Below are 22,776 nucleotides of genomic sequence, written 5' to 3'. Positions count from 1 at the left end.
CGAGGGTCAAGGGAGGGAAAGAGGAAAGTTCAGATCAAAAGAGAGAATCAAACGGACACTCCGCCACGAAAGGCAAACCTTGAGACTTCGATCGAGCCGCGAAATGGGGTGACTACGCTATGCATACCGTTAAACGGGTGAATTGGGCGTGATCGTCGTTTCGTGGCTTAGATGGTGGATCCCCGGGCGCTCGTCACCCTCGAACCGCCGCATGCCGACTGGACATTCGTCCAATAGTGGCCAGTTCTGTTTCTCCGCAATGCTTTTCGAGTTACGCGACACACGTCGGAAACGATGGCGACGGTTGGGACCTCTGAGCAGGCCGATGATCACTGCGGGTGAGATCTCAGGCCGTACGTCGCGATCCGCAGGAGAGGGCCGAGATGGGCGGCGGGACCACGACGAGGCAGGGCTTCGAGCCGGGTCCCGGGGCCGAGGGACAGGGCTCCCAGCCGGGCGGCGAGCGCTTCCCGGTCGTCGGGGCGGCCGTCGGCGACCGCGCGGGCGACGTGGACGGCGGCGAGCTGGTGCCCGTCGAGAGCGCTGTGCCCCAGACCGGCGATCGGCACCAGCACGGTGTGCGGGGCCAGGGCCACGATGCGGTCGGCGATCGGACGGGGTGTGCGCAGGTCCCGCTCGCCGCTGATCACGACCAGAGGCTTGGCGAACTGCTCGAGGTGCCTGCGCAGGTCGACGGGTTCCCCGGCGAATCGGGGCCTGTTGTCGGCGGTCCCGGCCTGGTGCAGTTGCGGGTCGAGCGGTCCGCCGTCGGGCGGGATCCCGAACCCGAGAGTGCCGAAGGCGATGCCCGCGACCAGATCGGGCTCCATCACGTGGGGCGTACCCGGACCGTCGAGACGGCCGGTGCGGGCGATCAGGTGCCGGAGCAGCCGGGCTCTTCCGGAGTCGCCGGCCAGCAGCCGCCGCAGGGTGTCCGGCCCGGCGAACTCGTACACGACCTCCGCCACGCGGCTCAGCTCGGCCATCGCCAGGCGTTGCGCCGCCCGCCGCACGACCGGGGCCGGGGACGGCACCTCGTCGCGCCCCACCTCGTCCCGTTCCACCTCGTCCCGCCCCGGGCTCTCCCGGTGGAGCCGATCGTCGGTGAGCCCGGTGGGGTCCTCGTCCCAGAGCCGGCGGCGACGGTGGGCGCGGACGTCGGCGAGGTCGTCCTCCACCGAGAGCAGGGGCGAGTCGAGGACGAGGGCGGCGACCCGGCCGGGGTGGCGGGCGGCGAAGACCTGGGCGAGGTAGCTGCCGTAGGAGCTTCCGTAGACGACGGCATCGGGGACACCGGCGGCGTCGAGCACGGCGGCCAGGTCGTCGGCGGCAGCTGTCACGGTGACGGCCGACAGGGGAAGGTCGTGGCCGTTCGCATCGCGGCGGGACAGGCCGATTCCCCGGTGCTCGACCATGATCACGTCGAGGCCGAGGCGGGTCGCCGCGCGGCGCAGGCCCCGGTAGGGAATCACCGAGGCCAGCCCCGGGCCACCGGGGATGAAGAGGACGGGTGTCCGGCCCCGGGGACCGGTGCGCACCGCGGTGAGGGAGAACGTCAGGCGGGACTCGCGGCCCGGATCCGCAGGACGCCGGCTCGCCGGGCCTCCGTCCGCGGGGGCGGGGGTGCCGGCGGCGGGGTTCGCGGGATCCGGGTGGACCGGGCGGGTCACCACCAGCGCGTCCCGCCCCGCCACCCGGCGCGCGAGTGCGCCCAGCACCCGCCGCGCGAGAGCCACCCGGGCCGGGTCGTGCACGGTCACGCGGGAGGTTCGGCGTCCGCCTTCGCGGCTCCGACCAGCACCTTCGACGAAGGCTTCGGGATGCCGGACGGGATCTTGTGCAGGTGCGGCACCATGCCCCGGAATCCGCCGGAGACCAGCACGGCCACGTCGAGCATCACGACCGGCAGGGCCGGGCCGCCGAACGAGGCGACGTAGCGCGTCTCCCATTCCGGTCCGAAGCGCTCCTTGAACTGGCGCAGGCCCTGGAAGTTGTAGAAGTGCTCGCCGTGCGTCCACAGCAGGTGGCCCGCCCGTTCCCAGAAGGTGCCGTCGGTGCGCATCCCGGACAGGGGCGCCATGCCGATGTTGAACGTGTCGTAGCCCTCGGCCTGCGCCCACAGCATGGACTCGACGAACAGGTGGGTCATCACCGTGCGGGGCGCCTCGAGCCGGCGCCGCATCAGGTCGACCTTCACCTCGTGCCGCGCCCCGCTGGCCCAGAGGGAGGCGAAGGCGACCACGTCGTCCTCGATTCTGGCCACCGCGACCGGGAACCGGGAGACGTACTCCTCGTCGAATGCTCCCAGCGAGAAGGACTTCTCGCGCGTGTTGTGCTTGGCCAGCCACTGGTCGGAGACCTCGCGCAGCTGCGGCAGCACGGCGCGCAGGGCCTCGCCCTCGAGGATCTCGATGCTGACGCCGGCCTTGGTGCTCGCGCGGCACTCGCTGCGCAGCTTCGAGCGTTTCGAGCCGGTCATGGTGAAATCGGCCAGGGGGATCATGGCTTCCTCGCCGAGCTTGTTCAGCAGCAGCCCGTGCGAGCGGTACAGGTCGGCGAGATCGTCACGCACGCAGTAGAACACGGGACGTCCCGCGCGACTGTTGACCAGGTCCAGGAAGCGCCAGATCAGGTCGTCGAACTCGGACTCCTCACCCACCGGGTCGCCCATCACGACCCAGCTGCGGCCCTCGACGCGGAACATCAGCAGGGCGTTCCCCTTCTCGGAGAACAGGATCCGCTTGTCACCGGTCCAGATCAGGCAGGCGTTGCCGTGACTGGAGTGCGCCATCACCGGAACGGCCCGGATCAGGTCCTCCTCGGACGCGGTCAGGGGCCCGGCGCTGGGCCGCTGCAGGCGGATGCCGACGACGATGAGCGCGATCACGGCCCCGGCCAGTACCAGCCGGGTGAAGGAGGAGCCCTCGCCGGTCACGGTGGCCGGCACCGTGCGGTCGCCGAGCCGGTCGGCGAGAGAGGCGTTGTGCCACCAGACCAGCGCGGTCGCGATGCCGGTGACGGCCAGGGGCCAGGCCCAGCCACGGGGGTCGGTCAGCAGCGACGTGGTGCGACGGAACACCCGGCGGGCCAGCACGAGCAGCACCGTCAGCACGACGGCGGCCACGGCGAGCAGGGTTCGGTGGGTCGCGGCGAACACCAGCAGGGCGATGATCGTCAGTCCCCACGCCCCCTGCAGACGCCGGTGCAGACCCCGGGCCAGCACCAGCACACCGACACCGCCCAGGCTGGTGACGAACGCGCTCAGCGGGCTGGACGAGGCACCCGGCACCTGGCCGGTGATGATCATCAGGGCGCCGAGAACGACCAGCAGCAGAGCCATGACGGACGGGGTGAGGATGTCGGCGACGCGCACCAGGGTGTTCGTGCGGTCGGGATCGCGGCGGGCCTCGAGCACGGCCAGCACCACGGCGGCCAGGCCGAGCGGCAGCAGGTAGTAGATCAGGCGGTAGGCCACGAGCGCGGTGACGAGGCCGGTCGAGGGGGTGCTGTCGGCCAGCGCGAGCACCAGCACGGCCTCGACCACGCCCAGGCCACCGGGCACGTTGCTGAGCAGGCCGAGGGTGGTGGCCAGGACGAAGAGCACCGCGAACGGCACGAACCCCAGGCCGTGCCCGTCGGGCAGCAGCACGTAGAGCACCGCGGCCATGGTCAGCCACTCGACCACCGACACAACCAGCTGGGTGAGCGCCATCGTGCGGGTGGGACGGTCGACACGCCAGCTGCGGACGGTGACGGGTTCCTTGCCGCGTCCGCACCAGGCCAGGTACGCAAGCACCCCGACGGCCAGCACCCCGGCCAGCAGCTGCGCGACCGGGCGCCCGAACGGCAGCCAGTCCAGCACCAGTGGTGGGGCCCAGCCCAGTCCCACCGCCATGAGCACGGAACTGCCCAGGCTGAGCGTGATCAGGTTGAAGGCCGCGACCCGGGTGATGGCGAAGGCCGGCAGTCCCCAGGCCGAGTACAACCGTGCCCGCAGCGCCGCGCCCACGATGGCCGACGCGCCCAGGGTGTTGCCGAAGGCGGTGGCCACGAACGAGGCGGCGGCGTAGCGTCGCGGGGGCATGGCGTGCTCGACGTAGCTCAGGGCCATCGCGTCGTAGACGACCATGATCGAGTACGACGCGGCCGTGGCCAGCACGGCGAGCAGCACCGGACCGGCCCCGATCGCGGCGAGGTCGTCGTTCAGGCTGTGCCAGGGATAGCCCGACAGGCGCTGCTGCAGCACCACGACGGCGGCCACGGCCGCGCCGAGCACGGCCAACTGGGCGATCCACCGGCCACGGACGCCCGTGCGGCGTTCGACGTGGTCGGTTGTCTCCTGTTCACCCTGGACTGTCATCGCTCGGTGTCATCGTCGGTGGGCGACGACACCTTGAGAGTGAATCACGTTGCGCCAGAGCGGAAGTACGCTGCGGCAACCATCCCCTTCGCCTGGTGCGGGAGCACAGGGGTACTCGCTATACCGGTCGGGTATAGGGGGTGTTGCTGTGCCGGCGGCGAGGGATTCGGAGCGGGTGCCCCGGGGCAGACAGGCAGGGCGGGCAGGGCGGGCAGGCGGGCGAGGCAGGTGGGCGAGCAGGCGCGTGGGCAGACGGGCAGACAGGCAGGCGAGGCAGACAGGCAAGCGAGGCAGGCAGGCGAGGCAGGCGAGGCAGGCGAGGCAGGCAGGCGCGTGGGCAGGCGAGGCAGGCAGGCGGGCAGGCACGTGGGCAGGCGAGGCGGGCGGGCCAGGCAGGCGGTGCAGGCAGGCAGGCGGGCGGTGCAGGCAGGCGGGCGGGCGGTACAGGCAGACGAGGTGGGTGCCTCAGCGCGACAGCAGTGACGAGACCTGTGGCGAGTACGCGGCGTAGAGCACCAGGGCGGCACCGCCGACGGCGGCGGCGTCGCGGGCCAGCGGTGAGAGGGTCACCTGAGCGGTGTGCAGGTCGCGGGCCAACGGACGCGTCCGCACCGCCCGCTCGACGGTTCGGCTCACGCGCTCCTCGACATGGCGCAGACCCCGCCCGCCCAGGATCACCAGGTCGACGTCGACCACGTTCAGCACGTTGACCACGACCGTGGCCAGGTATCCGGCAGCCGCGTCGACGATCTGGCCGGCGAAGGCGTCTCCCGCCGCCGCGGCCCGGTTCACCGCGTCGAGACCCGGCGCCCCCCGCAGCACCGATCCGGCCCCCTCCCCCGCCGCGAGCCGGCGCCGCACCTCGGCCTCGATCGCCCCCGGGCTGATCAGCATCTCCAGGCAGCCCACGTTGCCGCAGTAGCACCGCCCACCGGCCGGCTCGACCGTGGTGTGCCCGAACTCGGCGGCGTTCATCGAACTGCCGCGGTGCACCTGGTGCCCGAGCACCAGCCCGCCCCCGACCCCGGTGCCCAGGAAGAAGTAGGCGAAGTTCGCGACGCCCCGCCCGGCACCGGCCCAGCGCTCGCCCACCGCGGCCGCCGTCGCGTCGTTGTCCAGCGTGACCGGAAGGCCGGTGGCCTCCGCGACCAGCCTCTTCAGCGGGACCCGCGACCAGGAGGCCAGCTGGGGCGGGGTCATCACCAGCCCACGACCGTGATCGATCGGGCCGGGAGTGACGAGACCCAGGCCGACCACCTCCTCCCTGGGCACCGCGGCCCGTTCCAGCACCGTGCCGACCAGGTCGGCCACCGCCGCCGCGAGCTGCGGCCCGTCGGCGTGCGGCGGAGGCGGACGACGCAGCGTGGCCAGCGGACGGCCCAGCAGATCGACCACCACCGCGGACAGTTCGGCCGGGTCGAAGTGCACCCCCACCGCCCGGCCGGAAGAAGCGTTGACGCGCAACCGCATTCGGGGCTTGCCGCCCCGGGAGGTGCCCGCACCGTCTTCCAGCACCAGCCCCTCGGCGATGAGCCGGCGCACGATGCCGGACACGCTCTGCGGGGTCAGCCCGGTCAGCCCGGCCAGCTCGACCCGGCTGATGCCGTCGGCCAGCCGGATCTGGTCGAGCACGAGCGCCCGGTTGTACTGACCGACCCGGGGAAGGTTGGAGCCTGTCTGACGCACGGGATCAAGTCCTCCTGCTACCACTCGTCGCCAATTGACGGTTTGGTACCGAAAGGTCGTTGACTTAGTAAATCAATTGAATTTAGCGTTCCGCGAGTGGTCGGGGACGACCTGACCTCTGTTCGCGCTGAACGGTCGCCCTGGCCCGAAAGTGCTCACGCATCCACGGGCCACGACGAAACGACTTTTCCGATGCATGGTTTGGAGGAGAGATGGCTGCTCCGCCGCTTCTCGAGATGCGCTCGATCACCAAGGAGTTCCCGGGCGTCAAGGCCCTGGCCGACGTGAACCTGGTGGTGCGCGCCGGTGAGATCCACGCGATCTGCGGGGAGAACGGCGCCGGCAAGTCGACCCTGATGAAGGTGCTCAGCGGGGTGTACCCGCACGGCTCCTACTCCGGTTCCATCGTCTATCGCGGCTCGGAGAGCCGGTTCCCGGACATCCGGGCCAGTGAACGCGCGGGCATCGTGATCATCCACCAGGAGCTCGCGCTGGTGCCGGGCATGTCGATCACCGAGAACATCTTCCTCGGCAACGAACCCCGGCGCCTCGGTCGCATCGACTGGAAGACCGCCAACCACGAGGCCTTACGGCTGATGCGGATGGTCGGCCTCAACGACGACCCGGACACCCTGGTCAAGGACATCGGCGTGGGCAAGCAGCAGCTCGTGGAGATCGCCAAGGCTTTCGCCAAGGACGTGAAACTGCTGATCCTCGACGAGCCGACCGCCGCGCTGAACGAGACCGACTCCCGCCATCTGCTCGACCTGCTGCGGGGTTTCCGCGAGCAGGGCATCACCTCGATCATGATCTCGCACAAGCTGAACGAGATCGAGGCGATCGCCGACTCGATCACGATCCTGCGCGACGGCCGCACCATCGAGACCATCGACGTGCGGCGGGACGGCGCGAACGAGGACCGGATCGTGCGCGGCATGGTCGGACGCGAGCTGAACAGCCGTTTTCCCGACCACACCCCCCGGATCGGCGACGTGTTCTTCGAGGTCCGCGACTGGACCGTGCGCCATCCCATCTCCGCCGAGCGCCTCGTCTGCAAGGGCTCGAACTTCACCGTGCGCCGCGGTGAGATCGTGGGTTTCGCCGGGCTGATGGGCGCCGGGCGCACCGAGCTGGCGATGAGCCTCTTCGGCCGCTCGTACGGCATCTACCTGGGCGGCGAGATCGTGAAGGACGGCCGCGTCGTCGAGCTGCGGACGGTCGCCGACGCGATCGCCCACGGCCTGGCCTACGTCAGCGAGGACCGCAAGGCGATCGGGCTGAACCTGCTCGACGACGTGAAGACCTCGGTGGTGTCGGCGAAACTGAGCAAGATCACCCGGCGGGGCGTGCTCGACGCGGCCGTTCAGTACCACGAGGCCGAGAACTACCGGAAGACGTTGCGGATCAAGACACCCAACGTTGACGAGGGCGTCACCAAGCTCTCCGGCGGCAACCAGCAGAAGGTGGTGCTGGCCAAGTGGATGTTCACCGATCCCGACCTGCTGATCCTCGACGAGCCCACCCGCGGCATCGACGTCGGCGCCAAGTACGAGATCTACGGGATCATCAACTCCCTCGCCGAGGCGGGCAAGGGCGTCATCGTGATCTCGTCGGAACTGCCCGAGCTGATCGGCCTGTGCGACCGCATCTACACCGTGTCCGAGGGCACGGTCACCGGCGAGCTCGCCCGCGCCGACGCCGATCCCGAGATCCTCATGAAGAGGATGACCTCAGTGAAGGGGATGGCATGAGCTACCTGAAAGACCTGCAGCACAACCTCTTCGGCGGGGGCACGTCGAACGCCCGGCAGTTCGGGATGATCTTCACGCTGGTGGCGATCATCCTGTTCTTCCAGATCCGCACCGACGGGCTCACCCTGACCTCGGGCAACCTGATGGCGCTCACCCAGCAGTACGCGTACATCTCGATCCTGTCCATCGGCATGCTCATGGTCATCGTGGCCGGGCACATCGACCTGTCGGTCGGATCGGTGGCCGCGTTCACCGGCATCGTGGTGGCCAAGGCGATCACCGAGCACGACGTGCCCTGGCCGCTCGGCATCCTGCTCGGCCTGGCCGTGGGCGCCCTGATCGGCGCCTGGCAGGGCTTTTTCGTGGCCTACATCGGGGTGCCCGCGTTCATCGTGACACTGGCCGGCATGCTGCTGTTCCGCGGCGGCAACCAGCTCATCGGCAACGCCGCCACCGTGCCGGTGCCCGACGGGTTCCGTGACATCGGCGCCGGGTACCTGCCCGAGTTCGGGCCCGACACCGGTTACAACAACGCCACTCTCATCCTCGGCCTGCTGATCTGCGTGGCCGTGATCGTGCGGGAGCTGCGGGCCCGGCAGGTGCGACGCGAGATGGAGGGCGCCGAGCCGGCCCCGCTGTGGATCGCCGGAGTGCGCGTCGCCGTCATGCTGACGCTGATCGTCTTCGTGACCCTGCGATTCGCGGGTGGACGCGTCGGCACCAGTTTCCCGATCTCCGGCATCATCCTGATGGTGCTGGCCGTGGTGTATTCGTTCTACACACGGAACACGGCCGGCGGCCGCTACATCTACGCGGTCGGCGGCAACGCCCGGGCCGCGGAACTGTCGGGCGTGAAGCTCCGGCGCGTCAACTTCTTCGTCATGATGAACATGTCGGTGCTCGCGGCCCTGGCCGGCATGATCTTCGTGGCCCGCTCGGCCGCCTCCGGCCCGCAAGACGGCCTGAGCTGGGAGCTCGACGCCATCGCCGCCGTGTTCATCGGTGGCGCCGCGGTTTCCGGCGGTCTGGGCACGATCAGCGGCTCGATCGTCGGTGGTCTGGTGATGGCCGTGCTCAGCAACGGCCTGCAGCTGATCGGCACCGGCACCGACATGACCCAGATCATCAAGGGCCTGTTCCTCCTGGCCGCCGTCTCCCTCGACGTCTACAACAAGAACCAGGGCCGGTTCTCGGTCATCGGGTCACTCTCCAGACCGTTCCGGTCCGCACCCACCGAAGCCCCCAGGGAAAAAGTCACCACAGCAAGCTGATCCACGACCCAACGAAGGGTGGTCCCGCAGCATGCGCACTTTCATCACCAAGACCGTCGTCATCTCAGCTGCCGCTCTCCTGGCGCTCACCGCGTGCGGCTCCGAGCGCGACGGCGACACCGGCGACTCCGCCGCCCCGGAGAAGGGGTTCGCGAAGGACGCGCTGATCGGCGTGGCCCTGCCCGCGAAGACCTCGGAGAACTGGGTACTGGCCGGCGGCCTGTTCGAGTCCGGCCTGAAGGAGGCCGGTTTCCAGGGCGACGTGCAGTACGCCGGCGCCTCGACCACGGTGGCCGACCAGCAGTCGCAGATCGCCGCGATGGTGACCAAGGGCGCCAAGGTCATCGTGATCGGCGCGACCGACGCGGCCCAGCTGTCCACCCAGGTCACCCAGGCCAAGCAGTCGGGCGCCACGGTGATCGCCTACGACCGGCTCATCACCAACACCCCCGACCTCGACTACTACGTCGCCTTCGACAACTTCAAGGTCGGCGAACTGCAGGGCCAGGCGCTGCTCGACGGCATGAAGGCCAAGAAGCCGAACGGCCCGTACACGGTCGAGCTGTTCTCCGGGTCGCCCGACGACAACAACTCGAAGGTGTTCTTCGACGGTGCGATGAGCGTGCTGCAGCCGGCGATCGACAGCGGTGACGTGGTGGTCGGGTCGAAGCAGACCGACATCAAGCAGACGGCCACCCAGGGCTGGAAGGCCGAGAACGCCCAGTCCCGCATGGACTCCCTGCTCACCTCGGCCTACAGCGGCGACAAGGCGCCCGACGGCGTGCTCTCGCCCAACGACTCACTGGCCCGGGCGATCATCACCTCGGTCAAGGGCGCGGGCAAGCCGGTGCCGGTGGTCACCGGCCAGGACTCCGAGGTGGAGTCGGTGAAGTCGATCATGAACGGCGAGCAGTACTCCACCATCAACAAGGACACCCGCAAGCTGGTGGCCCAGACCATCACCATGGTGAAGTCGCTGCAGGCGGGTGACACCCCGGAGATCAACGACGACAAGTCCTACGACAACGGCGAGAAGGTCGTGCCGGCCTACCTGCTGCCGCCGGTGATCGTGACCAAGGAGAACGCGGTGGAGGCGTACGCCGACGACCCGAAGCTGGGGCCGCTGACGAAGTAGCACGTCGGGGCGGGGTCCTCCCGGCCGAGAGGTCCCCGCCCCGAGATTCATTCGCACAACGCGTGATTCACCAGCTCGTCGGCCAGCCTCTGCTGCCGCAGCGGGGAGTCCGCGGATCCTCCGAGCGCCGTGTTCATCGTGATGACGACGCTGCGCCTGCCCGACGCGGTGACGCCGGTGACCGTGATGAACCCGGCGTCACCCCCGTCGTGCCCCCAGTACCGGCCGCCGCACGGCAGCGGCCGGCTGATCAGTCCCAGCCCGTATTCCGCGCCGGGATAGAAGGTCTCGACCTCCGGTCCGACCCGTACGGTCCGCTGCATCTCGGCCAGCTGTGCCGGAGCCAGCAGCCGCCCGCCGAGCAGTGCCCGGAAGAACACGTTCAGGTCACGGGTGGACGCGATGATCGCGTCGGGGTCACCCGGCACCTGTTCGGTCACATCGGTCAGGGTCCCACCCGGAAACTGCTGGTAGGCCCGGGAATGCGGATCCGGCAGGGCCGGGGAGGTCCCCGGCCAGCCCAGCGACCGCAGCCCGAGGGGCCGGGCGATCCGGTCCTCGACGAGCCGCCGCGAAGGGGCGCCGCCCACCCGCTCGACCACCACGTCCATAAGCAGGAAACCGGTGTTGGAGTAGCCCCAGCCGCTGCCGGGCGCGAAGTCGAGCGGATGCCGCAGCGAGCGGGCGATGAGCTCGGCGCGGGTGTGCACGTCGTAGCGCTGCTGCGAATACTCCTCGGGCGTGGTGTATCCGGGCTGGTCGTCGTGCAGACCCGAGGTGTTCTGGAGCAGGTGCCGCACGGTGATGCGCTCGTCGGCCCCGGGCCACCAGAGCGCCACCGGATCGTCGAGCCGCAGCCTCTTCTCCTCCACCAGCTGCAGGGCCACCACCGCGACCATCGCCTTGCGGGTGCTGGCGATCCGGAACCGCCCCTGTCGCGGCATCGGCCTTCTCGTCAGCCGGTCGGACACTCCGGCGGTCACGAGCCTCGTGCCGCCCCCGTCCATGATCTGCGCCTGCACGCCGACGACCCCCAGGGAGACCAGCGCGTCGGCGTCGCGCTGCAGGTGATCCGGGGCGCCCCCGCACAGAAGAGATGCCAGGACGAACGCTGTCAGTGATTTCATGTCCCCGACGCTAGGTTTCGGCCCGGCCGGCGCGCAGTACCCCTGTCTGCCCCCACCCGGTTACAGCTGGCTGTAGTGCCCCGTCCGCGTCGTTTCAGGCAGACTGGCGGGATGGGGGACGCGACGCGGGGCGGCCGGTATCTGCTCGCCGGCCTGATCGAGGGTCCGGTGGCGGTGCTGCTGCTGCCGCTGGCCGGGCAGCGGAAGACGGCCCGGCACTGGGCCGTACGACACCAGCGCCGCGCCCTGCGGATGCTGCGGCGCGCCGACGAGGCCCGGCCGCCCGCGCGCTCACGGGTCCTGGCCTGGATGCCGGCCCAGGCACTGGTCGGCACCGCCCTGGGGGTCGCGACCCTGCTGGTCGCCGGCAACGCGCTGGTCGCCGTGCTCGCGACCGGGTTCTGGTGGGCCTTCTCCCCCGCCGATCCGCCTCGCCTGTTCGTCGAGGTCCCGGTGCGGACCTGGTCGGACGCCCTCCTGCTCGGCCCACTGCAGTTCGGCCTGCTCACCGCCGTGGCCGCGCTGACCTTCGGCCCGGTCGCCCGGCTCTGGGCCCGTGCCTGCCTCGTGGTGCTGGCCCCTTCCCCCACCGACGAGCTGATCGACCGGGTGAACGTGCTCACCCGTACCCGCGCCGACGTGCTCGACGCCCACGCCTCAGAGCTGCGCCGCATCGAGCGCGACCTGCACGACGGCACCCAGGCCCACCTGGTGGCCATCGCGGTGCGGCTCGGTGTCGCCGAGAAGGCCCACGCCCGGGGTGATCACGAAAAGGTGGGGATGCTGGTGGGTCAGGCCCACTCGGAGATCAGGAACGCGATGGAGTCGCTGCGGGCGGTCCTGCGCAGCGTGTACCCGCCGATCCTGTCCGACCGGGGTCTGCCCGGCGCCCTGGCCGCGCTCACCGCGACGAGCGCCGTGCCGGCCCGGCTCGAGCTGGGAGACGTCGGGCGGCTACCGGCCGCGGTGGAGTCGGTCGTGTACTTCGTGGTCGCGGAGGCCCTGACGAACGTGGCCCGGCACAGCGGCGCCACGGCCGCCGAGGTGTCGGTGGGGCTCACGGACCGGTTGTTCGTGTGTGTCACGGACGACGGCACCGGGGCCGCCGATCCGTCGGGAGGCAGCGGGCTGCAGGGCATCCGGGAACGGGCCCGGGCCCTGGACGGCACCCTGCGCATCGACAGTCCGGCCGGTGGCCCGACCCGGATCCGGGTGGAGCTGCCGTGCGCGTGGTGATCGCCGAAGACAATGTGCTGCTCGCCGGCGGCCTCGAACTCCTGCTCGGCGAGGCCGGTTTCGAGGTGGCCGAGCTGACCGGTGACGCTCCCGCCTTCCTGGCGGCGGTGCGGGAGCACAGCCCGGACGTGGCGATCGTGGACGTGCGGCTGCCGCCGGGTTTCCGGGATGAGGGGGTCCGGGCGGCGCTGGAGGCCCGGCGCCGTCACCCGGATCTGCCCGTTCTGGTGCTGTCGCAGTACGTCGAGCAGCAGTACGCGGCCGAACTGCTGAGCGCGGGCGGCGGTCTGGGCTACCTGCTGAAGGATCGCATCAGCCAGGTCGGGGAGTTCACCGATGCCCTGACCCGGGTGGCGGAGGGCGGCACCGTGATGGACCCGGAGGTGGTGTCGCAACTGCTGGCCCGCCGCCGTCCGGACCCGATCGCCGCCCTCTCGCCCCGCGAGCGCGAGGTCATCGCCCTGATGGCGCGGGGCCGGGACAACCAGGCCATCGCCTCGGAGTTGTTCATCACCGACAACGCCGTGCACAAGCACATCGGGAGCATCTTCACCAAGCTGGGGCTGGTGGCCTCGGAGAGCGGGCACCGGAGGGTGCTGGCGGTGCTGATGTATCTGAGCGGACGGCCGGGGTGACAGCTCTTCAGGCGTTCAGCAGCGAGTCGATCGCCCCGGCCGGGCCGCTGCGGGTGAACCACTCGACCCCGTAGGCCGAGTGCAGGTCTTCCTGCTGCAGGTGGGCGGCGTCGATCTGGCTCGAGTGCGCCCGCATCGCGGTGACCTTGGCCGCGAAGTCGCCGGGCCGGGCCCGGTAACGGGCTCCGATGCGGGAGGTCGGCAGGCCCACCGGCACACTGGCCGCCCCGGCCCGGCGCACGGCGTCGTTGGCACCGAGCACCAGGTGCCGCACCTCCTGCCGGGCGAGGGTCTCGGCGTCGACGGTGGCCTCGTAGTAGCTGAGGTCTTTCTGCTTGCGGGCGACCGCGGCGACGATGCGGTGCACGGCGACGTGATCGGGGTGCGGGTAGATGCCTCCCTCGTCGTAGCCCACGAGGGTGTCGGCGCCGACCCGTTCGACGATCTCGCCGACCTGCTCGGCCACCGTCGTGATGGGCTGACGGGCCAGGGCGACGGTGGACGTCTCGGTGCCGATGCCGGAATCGCCCCATCCCAGCGTGACGAGTTCGTGGACGCCGAGAACGGCTGCGGCCCGTCGCAGTTCGCGGGCCCGGACCCGGCCGACGTGGCGGCCCTCACCGGTCAGGTCCTGACCGGCGTGGCCGTCGGTGGCCACGACCAGCGTGACGCGGGCACCGCCGCGGGCCAGGGCGTGCATGACGGCGCCGGTGAAGATGGCCTCGTCGTCGGGGTGGGCGTGCACGAACACGACCGAGTGGCCGGTGAGCTGACGGGTGGGCGTGACAGGGGCCAGAACTGCGGACACGGGCAGGACTCCGGTGGTGAGAAGGGTTGACGAGGGCGGGAGGTCAGCCCTGACAACACCGCACCGGGCGGCTCGTCATGATGATGGCGCTGTGCAGCATGTGAGCCTCCGTCCGGTTCTGTTCGTACCTGTCGGCCGCGTCGGGCCGGATCTTAATGTGGACGAGAGTAGTGGACTTGACGCGCCGGGGCGAGCCCGCCGACGGACGGCTCCCCCGGACCGGGAGAGACCGTCCGTCGCGTCGGCATCAGTTCGTGGTCACTGCGTCCAGGGCCGGGTAGTCGGTGTACCCGTGCTCGTCACCGCCGTAGAACGTGGCCGGGTCCGGGTCGTTGAGCGCGGCGCCGGCCCGCAGGCGGGCGGGCAGGTCGGGGTTGGCCAGGGCCATCGCGCCGACCGTGATGACATCGGCCAGACCGGCGTCGAGGTCGGCGATGCGGGCCTCGAGGGGCGCGCCACCCCGGTTGAGCAGCACCGCGGTCGGCCACCCGCGGCGCAGGGTCCCGAGCAGTTCGTCGTCACCCCAGTGGATCAGGTGCAGGTACGCGAGGTTCAGCGGGGCCAGGGCCGCGACCAGCGCCGGGTAGACCTCGTGGGTGTCGGGCTCGCTGATGTCGTTGTACGGGTTGCCCGGCGACAGGCGGATGCCGGTGCGCCCGGCCCCGATCTCCGCGGCGACGGCGGTGGCCACCTCGACGGCGAAGCGGATGCGGTTGGCGACGCTGCCGCCGTAGCCGTCGGTGCGCCGGTTGGCGTTCCCGGCCAGGAACTGGTGGATCAGATAGCCGTTGGCACCGTGGATCTCGACACCGTCGAAGCCCGCCTCGATCGCGGCTGCGGCCGCCCGGCGGAACTCCTCGACCACGCCGGGGATCTCGTTGAGCTCCAGCGCGCGGGGTTCGGGCAGCGGCTGCGGGCCGGACGCGGTGAACATCATGCCCTGCGGCTGCACGGCCGACGGGGCGACCGGGCGGCGGCCGTGCGGGGTGTTGTCCGGGTGGGCCACGCGGCCGGTGTGCATGAGCTGGACGACGATGCGGCCGCCCTCGGCGTGCACCGCGTCGGTGATCTTCTTCCAGCCGTCGATGTGCTCCCGGGTGTAGATGCCGGGGGTCAGCAGGTAGCCCTGGCCGTCGTCCGAGGGTTGCGTGCCCTCGGTGATGATGAGGGCCATCGAGGCGCGCTGACGGTAGTACTCGAGGTTCAGGTCGGTGGGGACGCCGTCGGCCCGGGAACGGTCGCGGGTCATGGGGGCCATGGCGAGACGGTGCGGCAGCGTCATGGTGCCGACGGTGGTGGAGGTCCAGAGAGTCATTGTCACAGTCCTTTTCGGGTCGGGGTTCAGATCGTCACGACGGTCTTGCCGGCGATCGCGCCGGTGGCCGCGCGGGCGTGCAGGGCGGGGAGCCCGGCCAGTGGGATGCGTTCGGCGACATCGACGCGCAGGGTGCCCGCGTCGACCCGCTCGACCAGCCCGGCCAGCTCCGCGGCGTCACTGCGCACGAAGAGGTTGATGCCGCGCACGCCACGGCTCTCGTCGGAGGGGGCCGGCATCCAGACCGTGGTGTTGACCAGCACGCCACCGTCGCGGACGAGCGTGACCAGGGCGGCCAGCCGGGCGGGTTCGATCGGGGCGAGATTGACGACGACGTGGACGGGTTCACTGACCGCGGCCACGACGTCGGTGGTGGTGTGATCGACGACCTCGTCGGCGTCCGTCACCGTGCTCCCCGGCCCGGCCACGGCGATCACGTGGGCACCGGCGGCCTTGGCCAGCTGCACGGCGTACCCACCGACCGCGCCACCGGCGCCGTTGATCAGGATGCGCTGCCCGGCAGTCAGTTCCGCGTGCTCGAACAGGGCCTGCCAGGCGGTGAGACCCACGGTCGGCAGGGCCGCGGCGTCCGTCAGCGGGATCGACGTCGGCGCCGGGGCGAGGATCCCGGCCGGGGCCAGCACGTACTCGGCGGAGGCCCCGTCCTCGGTCATCGGCAGGAACCCGACGACCGGCTGACCGACCTCGAGGCCGGTCACCCCGTCACCCAGCGCGTCGACGGTGCCGGCCACGTCGAGGCCCGGGGTGTGCGGCAGCGCGACCGGGATGGGTCCCTGCATGAACCCGGCCCGGATGTTGCCGTCGACCCCGTTGAACGAGGTCGCAGCCACCCGGACCCGGACCTGCCCGGCGGCCGGGACCGGCTGCGGCGCGTCTTCGAGACGCAGCACGGTCGGCTCGCCGTACTCGTGGAATCGCACTGTCCTCATCGTGGAGCTCCTTCTGGTCCGACCGCTTCGAATTCGAAGCATGAGAGGATCATATGCTGCTTCGAATTCGAAGCAAGGCGGAATCGGTGTGACCTGGGTCACGCCGGGTGACCGGCTCGACGACCCGCCGGCGACGATCCGCCGACGACGATCCACGGGCGCGGGCCTAGCGCCCCCAGAGCTCCGGGCGGTGGGCACCGACGATCGCCGCGATCCGGTCGAGGACCTCGGCGGCCGGCATCGGATCGAGCCGCCGCCCGTCCCGCAGGCGCAGCGCGACCTGATCGGCCGACGCCTCCCGCGCACCGATCACCGCCTGGTACGGCACCTTTCGGTTCTCCCGCACCCGGGCGCCCAGCGAGCCACGGTCCGGACCGGCGATGTCGACACGCAGGTTCTCGCAGCGCCGGGCCAGGGCCTGCGCGGCCGGGCGCTCGGCCTCGGTGATCGGCAGGATCACCAGCTGGGTGGGGGCCAGCCAGGCCGGGAACGCGCCGTCGTGCTGCTCGATCAGGTGGGCCACGGCCCGTTCGACGCTGCCGATGATGCTGCGGTGCACCATGACCGGGCGGTGCCTCGCCCCGTCGGCCCCGATGTAGTGCAGGTCGAACTGCTCCGGCTGGTGGAAGTCGACCTGGACGGTGGACAGGGTCGACTCCCGCCCCGCGCTGTCGACGACCTGGACGTCGATCTTCGGCCCGTAGAACGCCGCCTCACCCCCGGCCGGCTCGTGGTCCAGACCCGAGCGTTCCAGGACGTCCCGGAGAAGGTCGGTCGCGCGTCCCCAGTTCTCCTGCTCACCCACGTATTTGCCGCCGGCGCCGGGAAGCGAGAGCCGGTAGCGGCTGGGGGTGATGCCGAGCGCCGCGTAGGCCCGGCGGATCATGGCGAGCGCGGCCTGCGCCTCGTCGGCGACCTGGTCGAGGGTGCAGAAGATGTGCGCGTCGTTGAGCTGGATGGCCCGCACCCGGCTCAGACCGCCCAGCACCCCGGACAGCTCCGAGCGGTACATGCCGCCCAGCTCGGCCATCCGCACCGGCAGGTCGCGGTAACTGTGCAGGCGGGAACGGTAGATCAGCGCGTGGTGCGGGCACAGGCTCGGGCGCAGCACGACCTGCTCGCCACCGAGGTCCATCGGCGGGAACATGTCGTCGCGGTAGTGGGCCCAGTGCCCGGAGAGCTCGTACAGCTCCCGCTTACCCAGCACCGGTGAATACACGTGCTGGTAGCCGGCGCGGCGCTCGGCGGAACGGATGTACTCCTCCAGCGCGTGACGCACGCTCGCGCCGTCGGGCAGCCAGTAGGGCAGCCCGGATCCCATCAGTGGATCGGTGTCGAACAGCTCCAGCTCCCGGCCGAGCCGGCGGTGGTCGCTCATGGTGGTCTCCTCGAGGGACGAGGGACGGATGACCACATGACGAAGCCCGGGGCACCCGCCCCGGGCTTCGCACTACGACAGCAGTCAGCGCGCCGGGACCATGTCCGGCGTCGTCGTCTCCGCAGCGCGCTTCACGTCCACGACGCTAGCAGGCCCTCACCGCGTCCTCACGCGCTTTTCCCGGACGGGCGCAGCTTCGCCGCCTCGGCCGCGAGCGCCGTGATCCGCTGCCAGTCGCCGTTCTTCACGGCCTCGCGGGGAGTGAGCCAGGTTCCGCCCACACACCCGACGTTGGGCAGGGCCAGGAAGTCGGGGGCCGTCGCCGCGGTGATCCCGCCGGTCGGGCAGAACCGCAGCTGGGGCAGCGGGCTGGAGATCGCCGTCAGCAGCGAGGTACCGCCGACCACGGTGGCCGGGAAGAGCTTGGCCTCGGTGACGCCACGCTCGATCAGGCGCATCATGTCCGACGGCGTGGCGCAGCCGGCCAGGAAGGGCAGGCCGACCCGGTCGAGGCCGTCGAGAAGGCGGTCGGTGCTGCCCGGGCTGACCAGGAACTTCGCCCCGGCCGCGGCCGAGTCGAGGGCCTGCTGCTCGGAGCAGACGGTGCCGGCGCCGATGAACATCTCGGGAACCTCGTCGGCGATCACCGCGATCGCGCCGAGCGCGGCCGGCGAGCGCAGCGTCACCTCGATGACGCCGATGCCGCCGGCCAGGAGGGCCCGGGCCAGGGGGACGGCGGAGTCGACGTCGTCCACGACGACGACCGGGACGACCGGGGAGATGTCGAGCAGGGAGTTGTTCATGCGTGGAGTCTCTCGTCGGTCGAGGTGAGGTCGAGGCCCGGGCTGCTGGTGGTCGCCCCGGCGTTGAGACCCAGGGTGTCGGTGAACACGCTGGCCCCCAGGTCGGCCGGGCCGACGGTGGCGCGGAAGGCCGCGAACAGTTCGCGGCCGGCCCCGAAGGCGGGCGCGGCGGTGCGGGTCACGGCCGGCCGGGCGGCGAGCACGGCCGGGTCGACGTCGACCGTCAGCGTGCTGGACAGGCAGTCGAGGGTGATCAGGTCGCCGTCCTGGACGCGCGAGATCGGGCCGCCGAAGGCCGCTTCCGGGGTGACGTGGATGGCGGCCGGGATCGCGCCCGAGGCACCGGACATGCGTCCGTCGGTCACCAGGGCCACGCGCTGACCGCGGTCCTGCATGACACCGAGGGCCGAGGTCAGGCCGTGCAGTTCGGGCATGCCGTTGGCGGCCGGGCCCTGCTGGCGGATGACCACGACGACGTCGCCGGTCAGCTCGCCCGAGCGGAACGCGGTGAGGAAGCCGGCGTCGGTCTCGAACACCCGGGCCGGGGCGCTGACGAGGAGGTGCTCGGGGGCCACGGCGGACACCTTGACCACGGCCTGGCCGAGATTGCCGTGCACGATGCGGATTCCGCCCTCCGGGGAGAACGGGTCGCTCACCGGGCGCAGCACGTCGGCGTCGAGCGTCCGCGTGGCACCGGGACGCCACTGCAGGGTGCCGTCGGCGACGATCGGCTCCTCGGTGTAGCGGCGCAGGCCGGGGCCCGCGACGGTCTGGACGTCGTCGTGCAGCAGCCCGGCGTCGAGCAGTTCCCGCACCAGCAGGCCGATCCCGCCCGCGGCGTGGAAGTGGTTCACGTCCGCCGAGCCGTTGGGGTAGATGCGGGACAACAGGGGAACGACGCGTCCCAAATCGCTGATGTCATCCCAGGTCAGCGCGATGCCGGCGGCGCGCGCGATCGCGACCAGGTGAATGGTGTGGTTGGTGGAACCGCCGGTGGCCAGGAGGCCGACAACGCCGTTGACGACGGCCTTCTCGTCGATGACGTGCCCGATCGGGGTGTACTCGTGGCCCTGCGCGGTGATCCTCGCGATGCGCTGGGCGGCCGCGTCGGTCAGAGCGTCGCGCAGCTCGGTGCCCGGGTTGGGCAGGCTGGCACCCGGCAGGTGCAGGCCCATCAGTTCCATCAGCAGCTGGTTCGAGTTCGCGGTGCCGTAGAACGTGCAGGTGCCCGGACCGTGGTACGAGGCCGCCTCGGTGTCGAGCAGCGTCTGCCGGTCGACCAGCCCCTGCTCGAACTGCTTACGGATGCGGGCCTTCTCACCGTTGGGAATGCCGCTGGTCATCGGGCCGGCGGGGATCAGCACGGTGGGCAGGTGACCGAAGGCCAGGGCGCCGATCAGCAGGCCGGGCACGATCTTGTCGCAGACGCCGAGCATGACGGCGCCGTCGAACATCTCGTGCGAGAGGGCCACGGCGGCGCTCATCGCGATCACGTCGCGGCTGAAGAGCGACAGCTGCATGCCGGCGCGGCCCTGGGTGATGCCGTCGCACATGGCGGGCACTCCCCCGGCGAACTGCGCGATGCCGCCGGCCCGGATGACGGACTTCTTGATCCGCGCCGGGTAGTCCTCGAACGGCTTGTGGGCCGAGAGCAGGTCGTTGTACGCGGAGACGATCGCGATGTTGGGCTTGGTGACGCCCCGCAGCACGGTCTTCTCCTGCGGGTCCATCGCGGCGAACCCGTGGGCCAGGTTGGCGCAGCCGAGGCGCCCCCGGGCCGCACCGGTGTCGATGGCCTCGGATACGCGCTCGAGGTAGGCGGTGCGCGTGGTGACCGAGCGCGCGACGATGCGGTCGGTGATCTCCTGGATGGCCGTGATGGGCCCACTGGGTCCGGTCATGGCTGGGAGCGTAGCTAGTTTTTTCTTCGAAAGACATAACTACGTGGTTCTAAAATCTAAATTAGAGTGAACGGGTGGAGACGGCCCTGACGCTTGGTTTGCCCGGTTTTCCGGTGGGTTCGCGCCCGCGTCGGTCCGGTTCGGGGACGCGCGTACGTTCTGGGGCCCTCGCGTGAGGAGTACCGCACCGACGGTCACCGCAGGCACCATCCTGCAGCTGATCCGCGACGGGGAGGCCGGCTCCCGGGCCGACGTCGCCCGGCTCACCGGGCTCTCGCGCACCGCGGTCGCCGCCCGCGTCGACCCGCTGGTGGAGGCCGGGCTGGTCGCGGAGGCCGACGCCCCCGGCATCGGGGTCGGCCGTCCGCCCAAGCGCCTGACGTTCGAGGCCGGTTCCGGGCTGGTGCTGGCCGCCGCCATCGGGCGCAGCCGCGCGCAGTTCACGGTGTGCGACCTGTCCGGCCGGGTGCTCGGGGCCGACGAGATCGACCAGGAGGTCGGGCAGGGGCCGGACGATGTCCTGCCCCGGGCGGTGGACCGTCTGCAGACCCTGATGGCCGGGCTTCAGCTCGACCCCGCCGACGTCCTGGGTATCGGCGTCAGCATCCCGGGGATCGTCGACCCGGTCGCCGGGACGAGCCTGAACTCCGCGATCATGCGGGGCTGGGACGGGGTTCCCATCGCCCCCTACTTCGCGAGCCTCTCCGCGTCCCCCGTCGTGATCGAGAACGACACCAACGCCATCACTCTCGCGGAACTCGACGCCCACCTCACCCGCTACCGCGACGCCCTGATCGTCAAGGCGTCCACCGGCCTGGGGGCGGGCATCGTCGCCGGGGGCGTTCTGCAGCACGGCGCCCGCGGCGCCGCGGGTGACATCGGTCACGTGAAATACCGCGGCGCCCAGGGTATTCCGTGCCGATGCGGTGAAACCGGCTGCCTGGAGGCCGTGGCCGGGGGCTGGGCCCTGGTCCGTGACCTCACGGCTCAGGGACGCGCGGTCGCGCACGTCCGGGACGTGGTCACCCTGGCGCTCGAAGGGGACGTCGTGGCCCGGCGGGCCATCCGCGGCAGCGGGCAGGCGCTGGGTGAGGTGCTCGCCTCGGCCGTCACACTGCTCGACCCGGCGGTCATCGTGGTCGGCGGGGACATGGCCCCGGCCTACGACCTGCTCGTGGCCGGGCTGCGGGAAACCCTCTACCGCGACGCGACCACCGTGGCCGCGCGTGATCTCGACGTCGTGGCGGCCAGTCACGGGGCCGAATCGGGGACGCGGGGAACGGCGATCCTCGCACTGCGGCGGGTTCTGAGCCCACGGGCCATCGACAGCCGGCTCGAGCGGGAGGTCGCGCTGCTGCGCGCCGCACACTGATTCCCGGCACCCCTCGGGCCCTCGCGGGCGGGACCGCCCGGCAGGCTGGCGCGGTGAACGGTCTCGCTGCTCCCGACCTGATGCACGACGCCCGGCCGGGGACGTCGCCGCGGCCGGCCTGCTGCTGGAACGGCACCGGCCGGCGATGCTCGTAGTCGCCCTGGCCCAGGCCCAGGACCTGATCTTCGAGCTGCCGGCCCCGCAGCCGGGTGCGTATTTCACCGATGCCCTGATGGTGGACGACGTGAGCACTCCCGGCGTGAAGTCGGCTTACGTGCTGAGCGAGAACGACCGCGCGCCGGCCCGGCCGGGGGCGGAGTCCGCCGCCCGGATCGGCCTGACGCCGGTGCTGGTGCCGGGTGGGCACCAGGCCGTGCTGACCCGGCCGGACGAGGTGACGCGGGCGCTGCTCGGGGTCTGAGCCCGACGCGACTCCGCCCGTCGGCGAGAACCCCGGGAAGGGCTGCCGCAGTGCAACTCTGGATCGTCCGGGCGGGGCCTCCAGACGTTGCGCGCGCTCCGCGGTCTTGTTATAAAAATAGCGCCGCCCACGGGCAGGGCCCCGTGGAGCGGACCGGGAAACCGTGCAGACATTGACTGGATTTCTGTAGACGGAGGTGGCTCGCCATGTTTGTCCGCACCGATCCTTTCCGCGATCTGGATCGCCTCACCCAGCAGGTCTTCGGGACGACAGCCCGTCCGGCCGTCATGCCGATGGACGCCTGGCGCGAGGGGGACAACTTCTACCTGGAGTTCGACCTGCCGGGGATCAACCCCGAATCGATCGACCTCGACCTGGAACGCAACGCCCTCACGGTGAGGGCCGAGCGTCCGGCGGTCGAGATCCAGGGCCAGTACCTGGCTTCCGAGCGTTCACGAGGTGTGTTCAGTCGCCAGGTGATCCTGGGCGACAGTCTCGACACCGACCGGATGACAGCGCATTACGAGGCCGGCGTGCTGCGGTTGCAGGTCCCGATCGCCGAGCGGGCCAAGCCCCGCAAGATCGACGTCACCACGTCGTCGGACCGTCAGGCGATCAACGCCTGAG

At 70.9% G+C, this 22,776-nt stretch carries 18 protein-coding genes; 8 read left to right on the top strand and 10 right to left on the bottom strand.

The window, feature by feature from the left end; translation table 11 throughout:
* Window positions 1–329 precede the first annotated feature (329 nt).
* The 3 genes from J2S57_RS20835 to J2S57_RS20825 form a co-directional block, all read right to left on the bottom strand.
* Window positions 330–1,760 (bottom strand): alpha/beta fold hydrolase, encoded by a 1,431-nt coding sequence (locus J2S57_RS20835; protein ID WP_307245560.1) that lies wholly within the window; start codon window positions 1,758–1,760, stop codon window positions 330–332.
* Complete coding sequence (gene mprF / locus J2S57_RS20830; RefSeq protein ID WP_307245558.1) at window positions 1,757–4,360, bottom strand: bifunctional lysylphosphatidylglycerol flippase/synthetase MprF; 2,604 nt, start codon at window positions 4,358–4,360, stop codon at window positions 1,757–1,759. The genes J2S57_RS20835 and mprF overlap by 4 nt, the downstream gene beginning before the upstream one ends.
* Before the next feature lie 465 nt (window positions 4,361–4,825).
* Window positions 4,826–6,046 carry an ROK family transcriptional regulator gene (locus J2S57_RS20825; protein WP_307245556.1) on the bottom strand — a complete coding sequence of 407 codons (1,221 nt, stop codon included), beginning with the start codon at window positions 6,044–6,046 and terminating at the stop codon, window positions 4,826–4,828.
* 212 nt (window positions 6,047–6,258) lie between these two features.
* Here J2S57_RS20825 and mmsA point away from each other — a divergent pair, with 212 nt between their 5' ends.
* Genes mmsA through J2S57_RS20810 form a run of 3 tightly spaced genes read left to right on the top strand, consistent with a single transcriptional unit; the run spans window position 6,259 to window position 10,203 of the window.
* Entirely contained in the window at window positions 6,259–7,797 is a 1,539-nt protein-coding gene (mmsA, locus tag J2S57_RS20820) for a multiple monosaccharide ABC transporter ATP-binding protein (RefSeq protein ID WP_307245553.1), read from the top strand.
* The gene (gene mmsB, locus J2S57_RS20815) at window positions 7,794–9,068 is read left to right on the top strand and encodes a multiple monosaccharide ABC transporter permease (protein ID WP_307245552.1); all 1,275 of its coding nucleotides are present in this window, start codon (window positions 7,794–7,796) and stop codon (window positions 9,066–9,068) included. Before mmsA ends, mmsB begins: the two co-directional genes overlap by 4 nt.
* A gap of 31 nt (window positions 9,069–9,099) precedes the next feature.
* A complete protein-coding gene (locus J2S57_RS20810; protein WP_307245550.1) occupies window positions 9,100–10,203 on the top strand; it encodes a substrate-binding domain-containing protein in 1,104 nt (367 codons plus the stop codon).
* Between the two features lie 47 nt (window positions 10,204–10,250).
* Here J2S57_RS20810 and J2S57_RS20805 read toward each other — a convergent pair whose 3' ends face one another.
* Complete coding sequence (locus J2S57_RS20805) at window positions 10,251–11,330, bottom strand: serine hydrolase domain-containing protein (protein WP_307245548.1); 1,080 nt, start codon at window positions 11,328–11,330, stop codon at window positions 10,251–10,253.
* 111 nt (window positions 11,331–11,441) lie between these two features.
* On the opposite strand from J2S57_RS20805, the gene J2S57_RS20800 reads away from it, so the two are divergent.
* Window positions 11,442–12,566: a sensor histidine kinase gene (locus tag J2S57_RS20800; protein ID WP_307245546.1), complete on the top strand. Its 1,125-nt coding sequence runs from the start codon at window positions 11,442–11,444 to the stop codon at window positions 12,564–12,566.
* Complete coding sequence (locus J2S57_RS20795; protein WP_307245544.1) at window positions 12,554–13,201, top strand: response regulator; 648 nt, start codon at window positions 12,554–12,556, stop codon at window positions 13,199–13,201. The genes J2S57_RS20800 and J2S57_RS20795 overlap by 13 nt, the downstream gene beginning before the upstream one ends.
* Window positions 13,202–13,208: 7 nt before the next feature.
* Here the strand turns inward: J2S57_RS20795 and J2S57_RS20790 are convergent, their stop codons facing one another.
* From J2S57_RS20790 to edd, 6 genes are all read right to left on the bottom strand, one after another.
* The gene (locus tag J2S57_RS20790) at window positions 13,209–14,009 is read right to left on the bottom strand and encodes a PIG-L deacetylase family protein (protein ID WP_307245542.1); all 801 of its coding nucleotides are present in this window, start codon (window positions 14,007–14,009) and stop codon (window positions 13,209–13,211) included.
* A gap of 247 nt (window positions 14,010–14,256) precedes the next feature.
* Window positions 14,257–15,324 (bottom strand): alkene reductase, encoded by a 1,068-nt coding sequence (locus J2S57_RS20785; RefSeq protein ID WP_307245540.1) that lies wholly within the window; start codon window positions 15,322–15,324, stop codon window positions 14,257–14,259.
* A 26-nt stretch (window positions 15,325–15,350) separates the two neighbouring features.
* Window positions 15,351–16,274 (bottom strand): NADP-dependent oxidoreductase, encoded by a 924-nt coding sequence (locus J2S57_RS20780; protein WP_307245538.1) that lies wholly within the window; start codon window positions 16,272–16,274, stop codon window positions 15,351–15,353.
* 166 nt (window positions 16,275–16,440) lie between these two features.
* Complete coding sequence (gene thrS, locus J2S57_RS20775) at window positions 16,441–17,682, bottom strand: threonine--tRNA ligase (RefSeq protein WP_370882690.1); 1,242 nt, start codon at window positions 17,680–17,682, stop codon at window positions 16,441–16,443.
* A gap of 137 nt (window positions 17,683–17,819) precedes the next feature.
* Complete coding sequence (gene eda / locus J2S57_RS20770; protein WP_307245534.1) at window positions 17,820–18,455, bottom strand: bifunctional 4-hydroxy-2-oxoglutarate aldolase/2-dehydro-3-deoxy-phosphogluconate aldolase; 636 nt, start codon at window positions 18,453–18,455, stop codon at window positions 17,820–17,822.
* Complete coding sequence (edd, locus tag J2S57_RS20765) at window positions 18,452–20,356, bottom strand: phosphogluconate dehydratase (RefSeq protein ID WP_307245532.1); 1,905 nt, start codon at window positions 20,354–20,356, stop codon at window positions 18,452–18,454. Before edd ends, eda begins: the two co-directional genes overlap by 4 nt.
* 172 nt (window positions 20,357–20,528) lie before the next feature.
* Here edd and J2S57_RS20760 point away from each other — a divergent pair, with 172 nt between their 5' ends.
* From J2S57_RS20760 to J2S57_RS20750, 3 genes are all read left to right on the top strand, one after another.
* Window positions 20,529–21,728, top strand: a complete 1,200-nt coding sequence (locus J2S57_RS20760) for an ROK family transcriptional regulator (protein WP_307245530.1) — start codon at window positions 20,529–20,531, stop codon at window positions 21,726–21,728.
* A gap of 145 nt (window positions 21,729–21,873) precedes the next feature.
* Window positions 21,874–22,149, top strand: a complete 276-nt coding sequence (locus tag J2S57_RS20755) for a hypothetical protein (protein WP_307245529.1) — start codon at window positions 21,874–21,876, stop codon at window positions 22,147–22,149.
* A gap of 206 nt (window positions 22,150–22,355) precedes the next feature.
* Window positions 22,356–22,775: an Hsp20/alpha crystallin family protein gene (locus tag J2S57_RS20750; RefSeq protein ID WP_307245527.1), complete on the top strand. Its 420-nt coding sequence runs from the start codon at window positions 22,356–22,358 to the stop codon at window positions 22,773–22,775.
* The last annotated feature ends 1 nt before the right edge of the window (window position 22,776 follow it).

Source organism: Kineosporia succinea (assembly GCF_030811555.1).
Classification (GTDB): domain Bacteria; phylum Actinomycetota; class Actinomycetes; order Actinomycetales; family Kineosporiaceae; genus Kineosporia; species Kineosporia succinea.
This window is presented reverse-complemented; position numbering and strand designations above follow the sequence as displayed.

What these genes read in the sequence shown, in the direction of transcription:
- J2S57_RS20810 (WP_307245550.1), top strand. Translation starts at nt 9,100, where the DNA reads ATGCGCACTTTCATCACCAAGACCGTCGTCATCTCAGCTGCCGCTCTC.
- J2S57_RS20780 (WP_307245538.1), bottom strand. Translation starts at nt 16,274, where the DNA reads ATGAGGACAGTGCGATTCCACGAGTACGGCGAGCCGACCGTGCTGCGT.
- J2S57_RS20785 (WP_307245540.1), bottom strand. Translation starts at nt 15,324, where the DNA reads ATGACTCTCTGGACCTCCACCACCGTCGGCACCATGACGCTGCCGCAC.
- J2S57_RS20755 (WP_307245529.1), top strand. Translation starts at nt 21,874, where the DNA reads ATGCTCGTAGTCGCCCTGGCCCAGGCCCAGGACCTGATCTTCGAGCTG.
- mprF (WP_307245558.1), bottom strand. Translation starts at nt 4,360, where the DNA reads ATGACAGTCCAGGGTGAACAGGAGACAACCGACCACGTCGAACGCCGC.
- eda (WP_307245534.1), bottom strand. Translation starts at nt 18,455, where the DNA reads ATGAACAACTCCCTGCTCGACATCTCCCCGGTCGTCCCGGTCGTCGTC.
- mmsB (WP_307245552.1), top strand. Translation starts at nt 7,794, where the DNA reads ATGAGCTACCTGAAAGACCTGCAGCACAACCTCTTCGGCGGGGGCACG.
- J2S57_RS20800 (WP_307245546.1), top strand. Translation starts at nt 11,442, where the DNA reads ATGGGGGACGCGACGCGGGGCGGCCGGTATCTGCTCGCCGGCCTGATC.
- J2S57_RS20750 (WP_307245527.1), top strand. Translation starts at nt 22,356, where the DNA reads ATGTTTGTCCGCACCGATCCTTTCCGCGATCTGGATCGCCTCACCCAG.
- J2S57_RS20805 (WP_307245548.1), bottom strand. Translation starts at nt 11,330, where the DNA reads ATGAAATCACTGACAGCGTTCGTCCTGGCATCTCTTCTGTGCGGGGGC.
- edd (WP_307245532.1), bottom strand. Translation starts at nt 20,356, where the DNA reads ATGACCGGACCCAGTGGGCCCATCACGGCCATCCAGGAGATCACCGAC.
- mmsA (WP_307245553.1), top strand. Translation starts at nt 6,259, where the DNA reads ATGGCTGCTCCGCCGCTTCTCGAGATGCGCTCGATCACCAAGGAGTTC.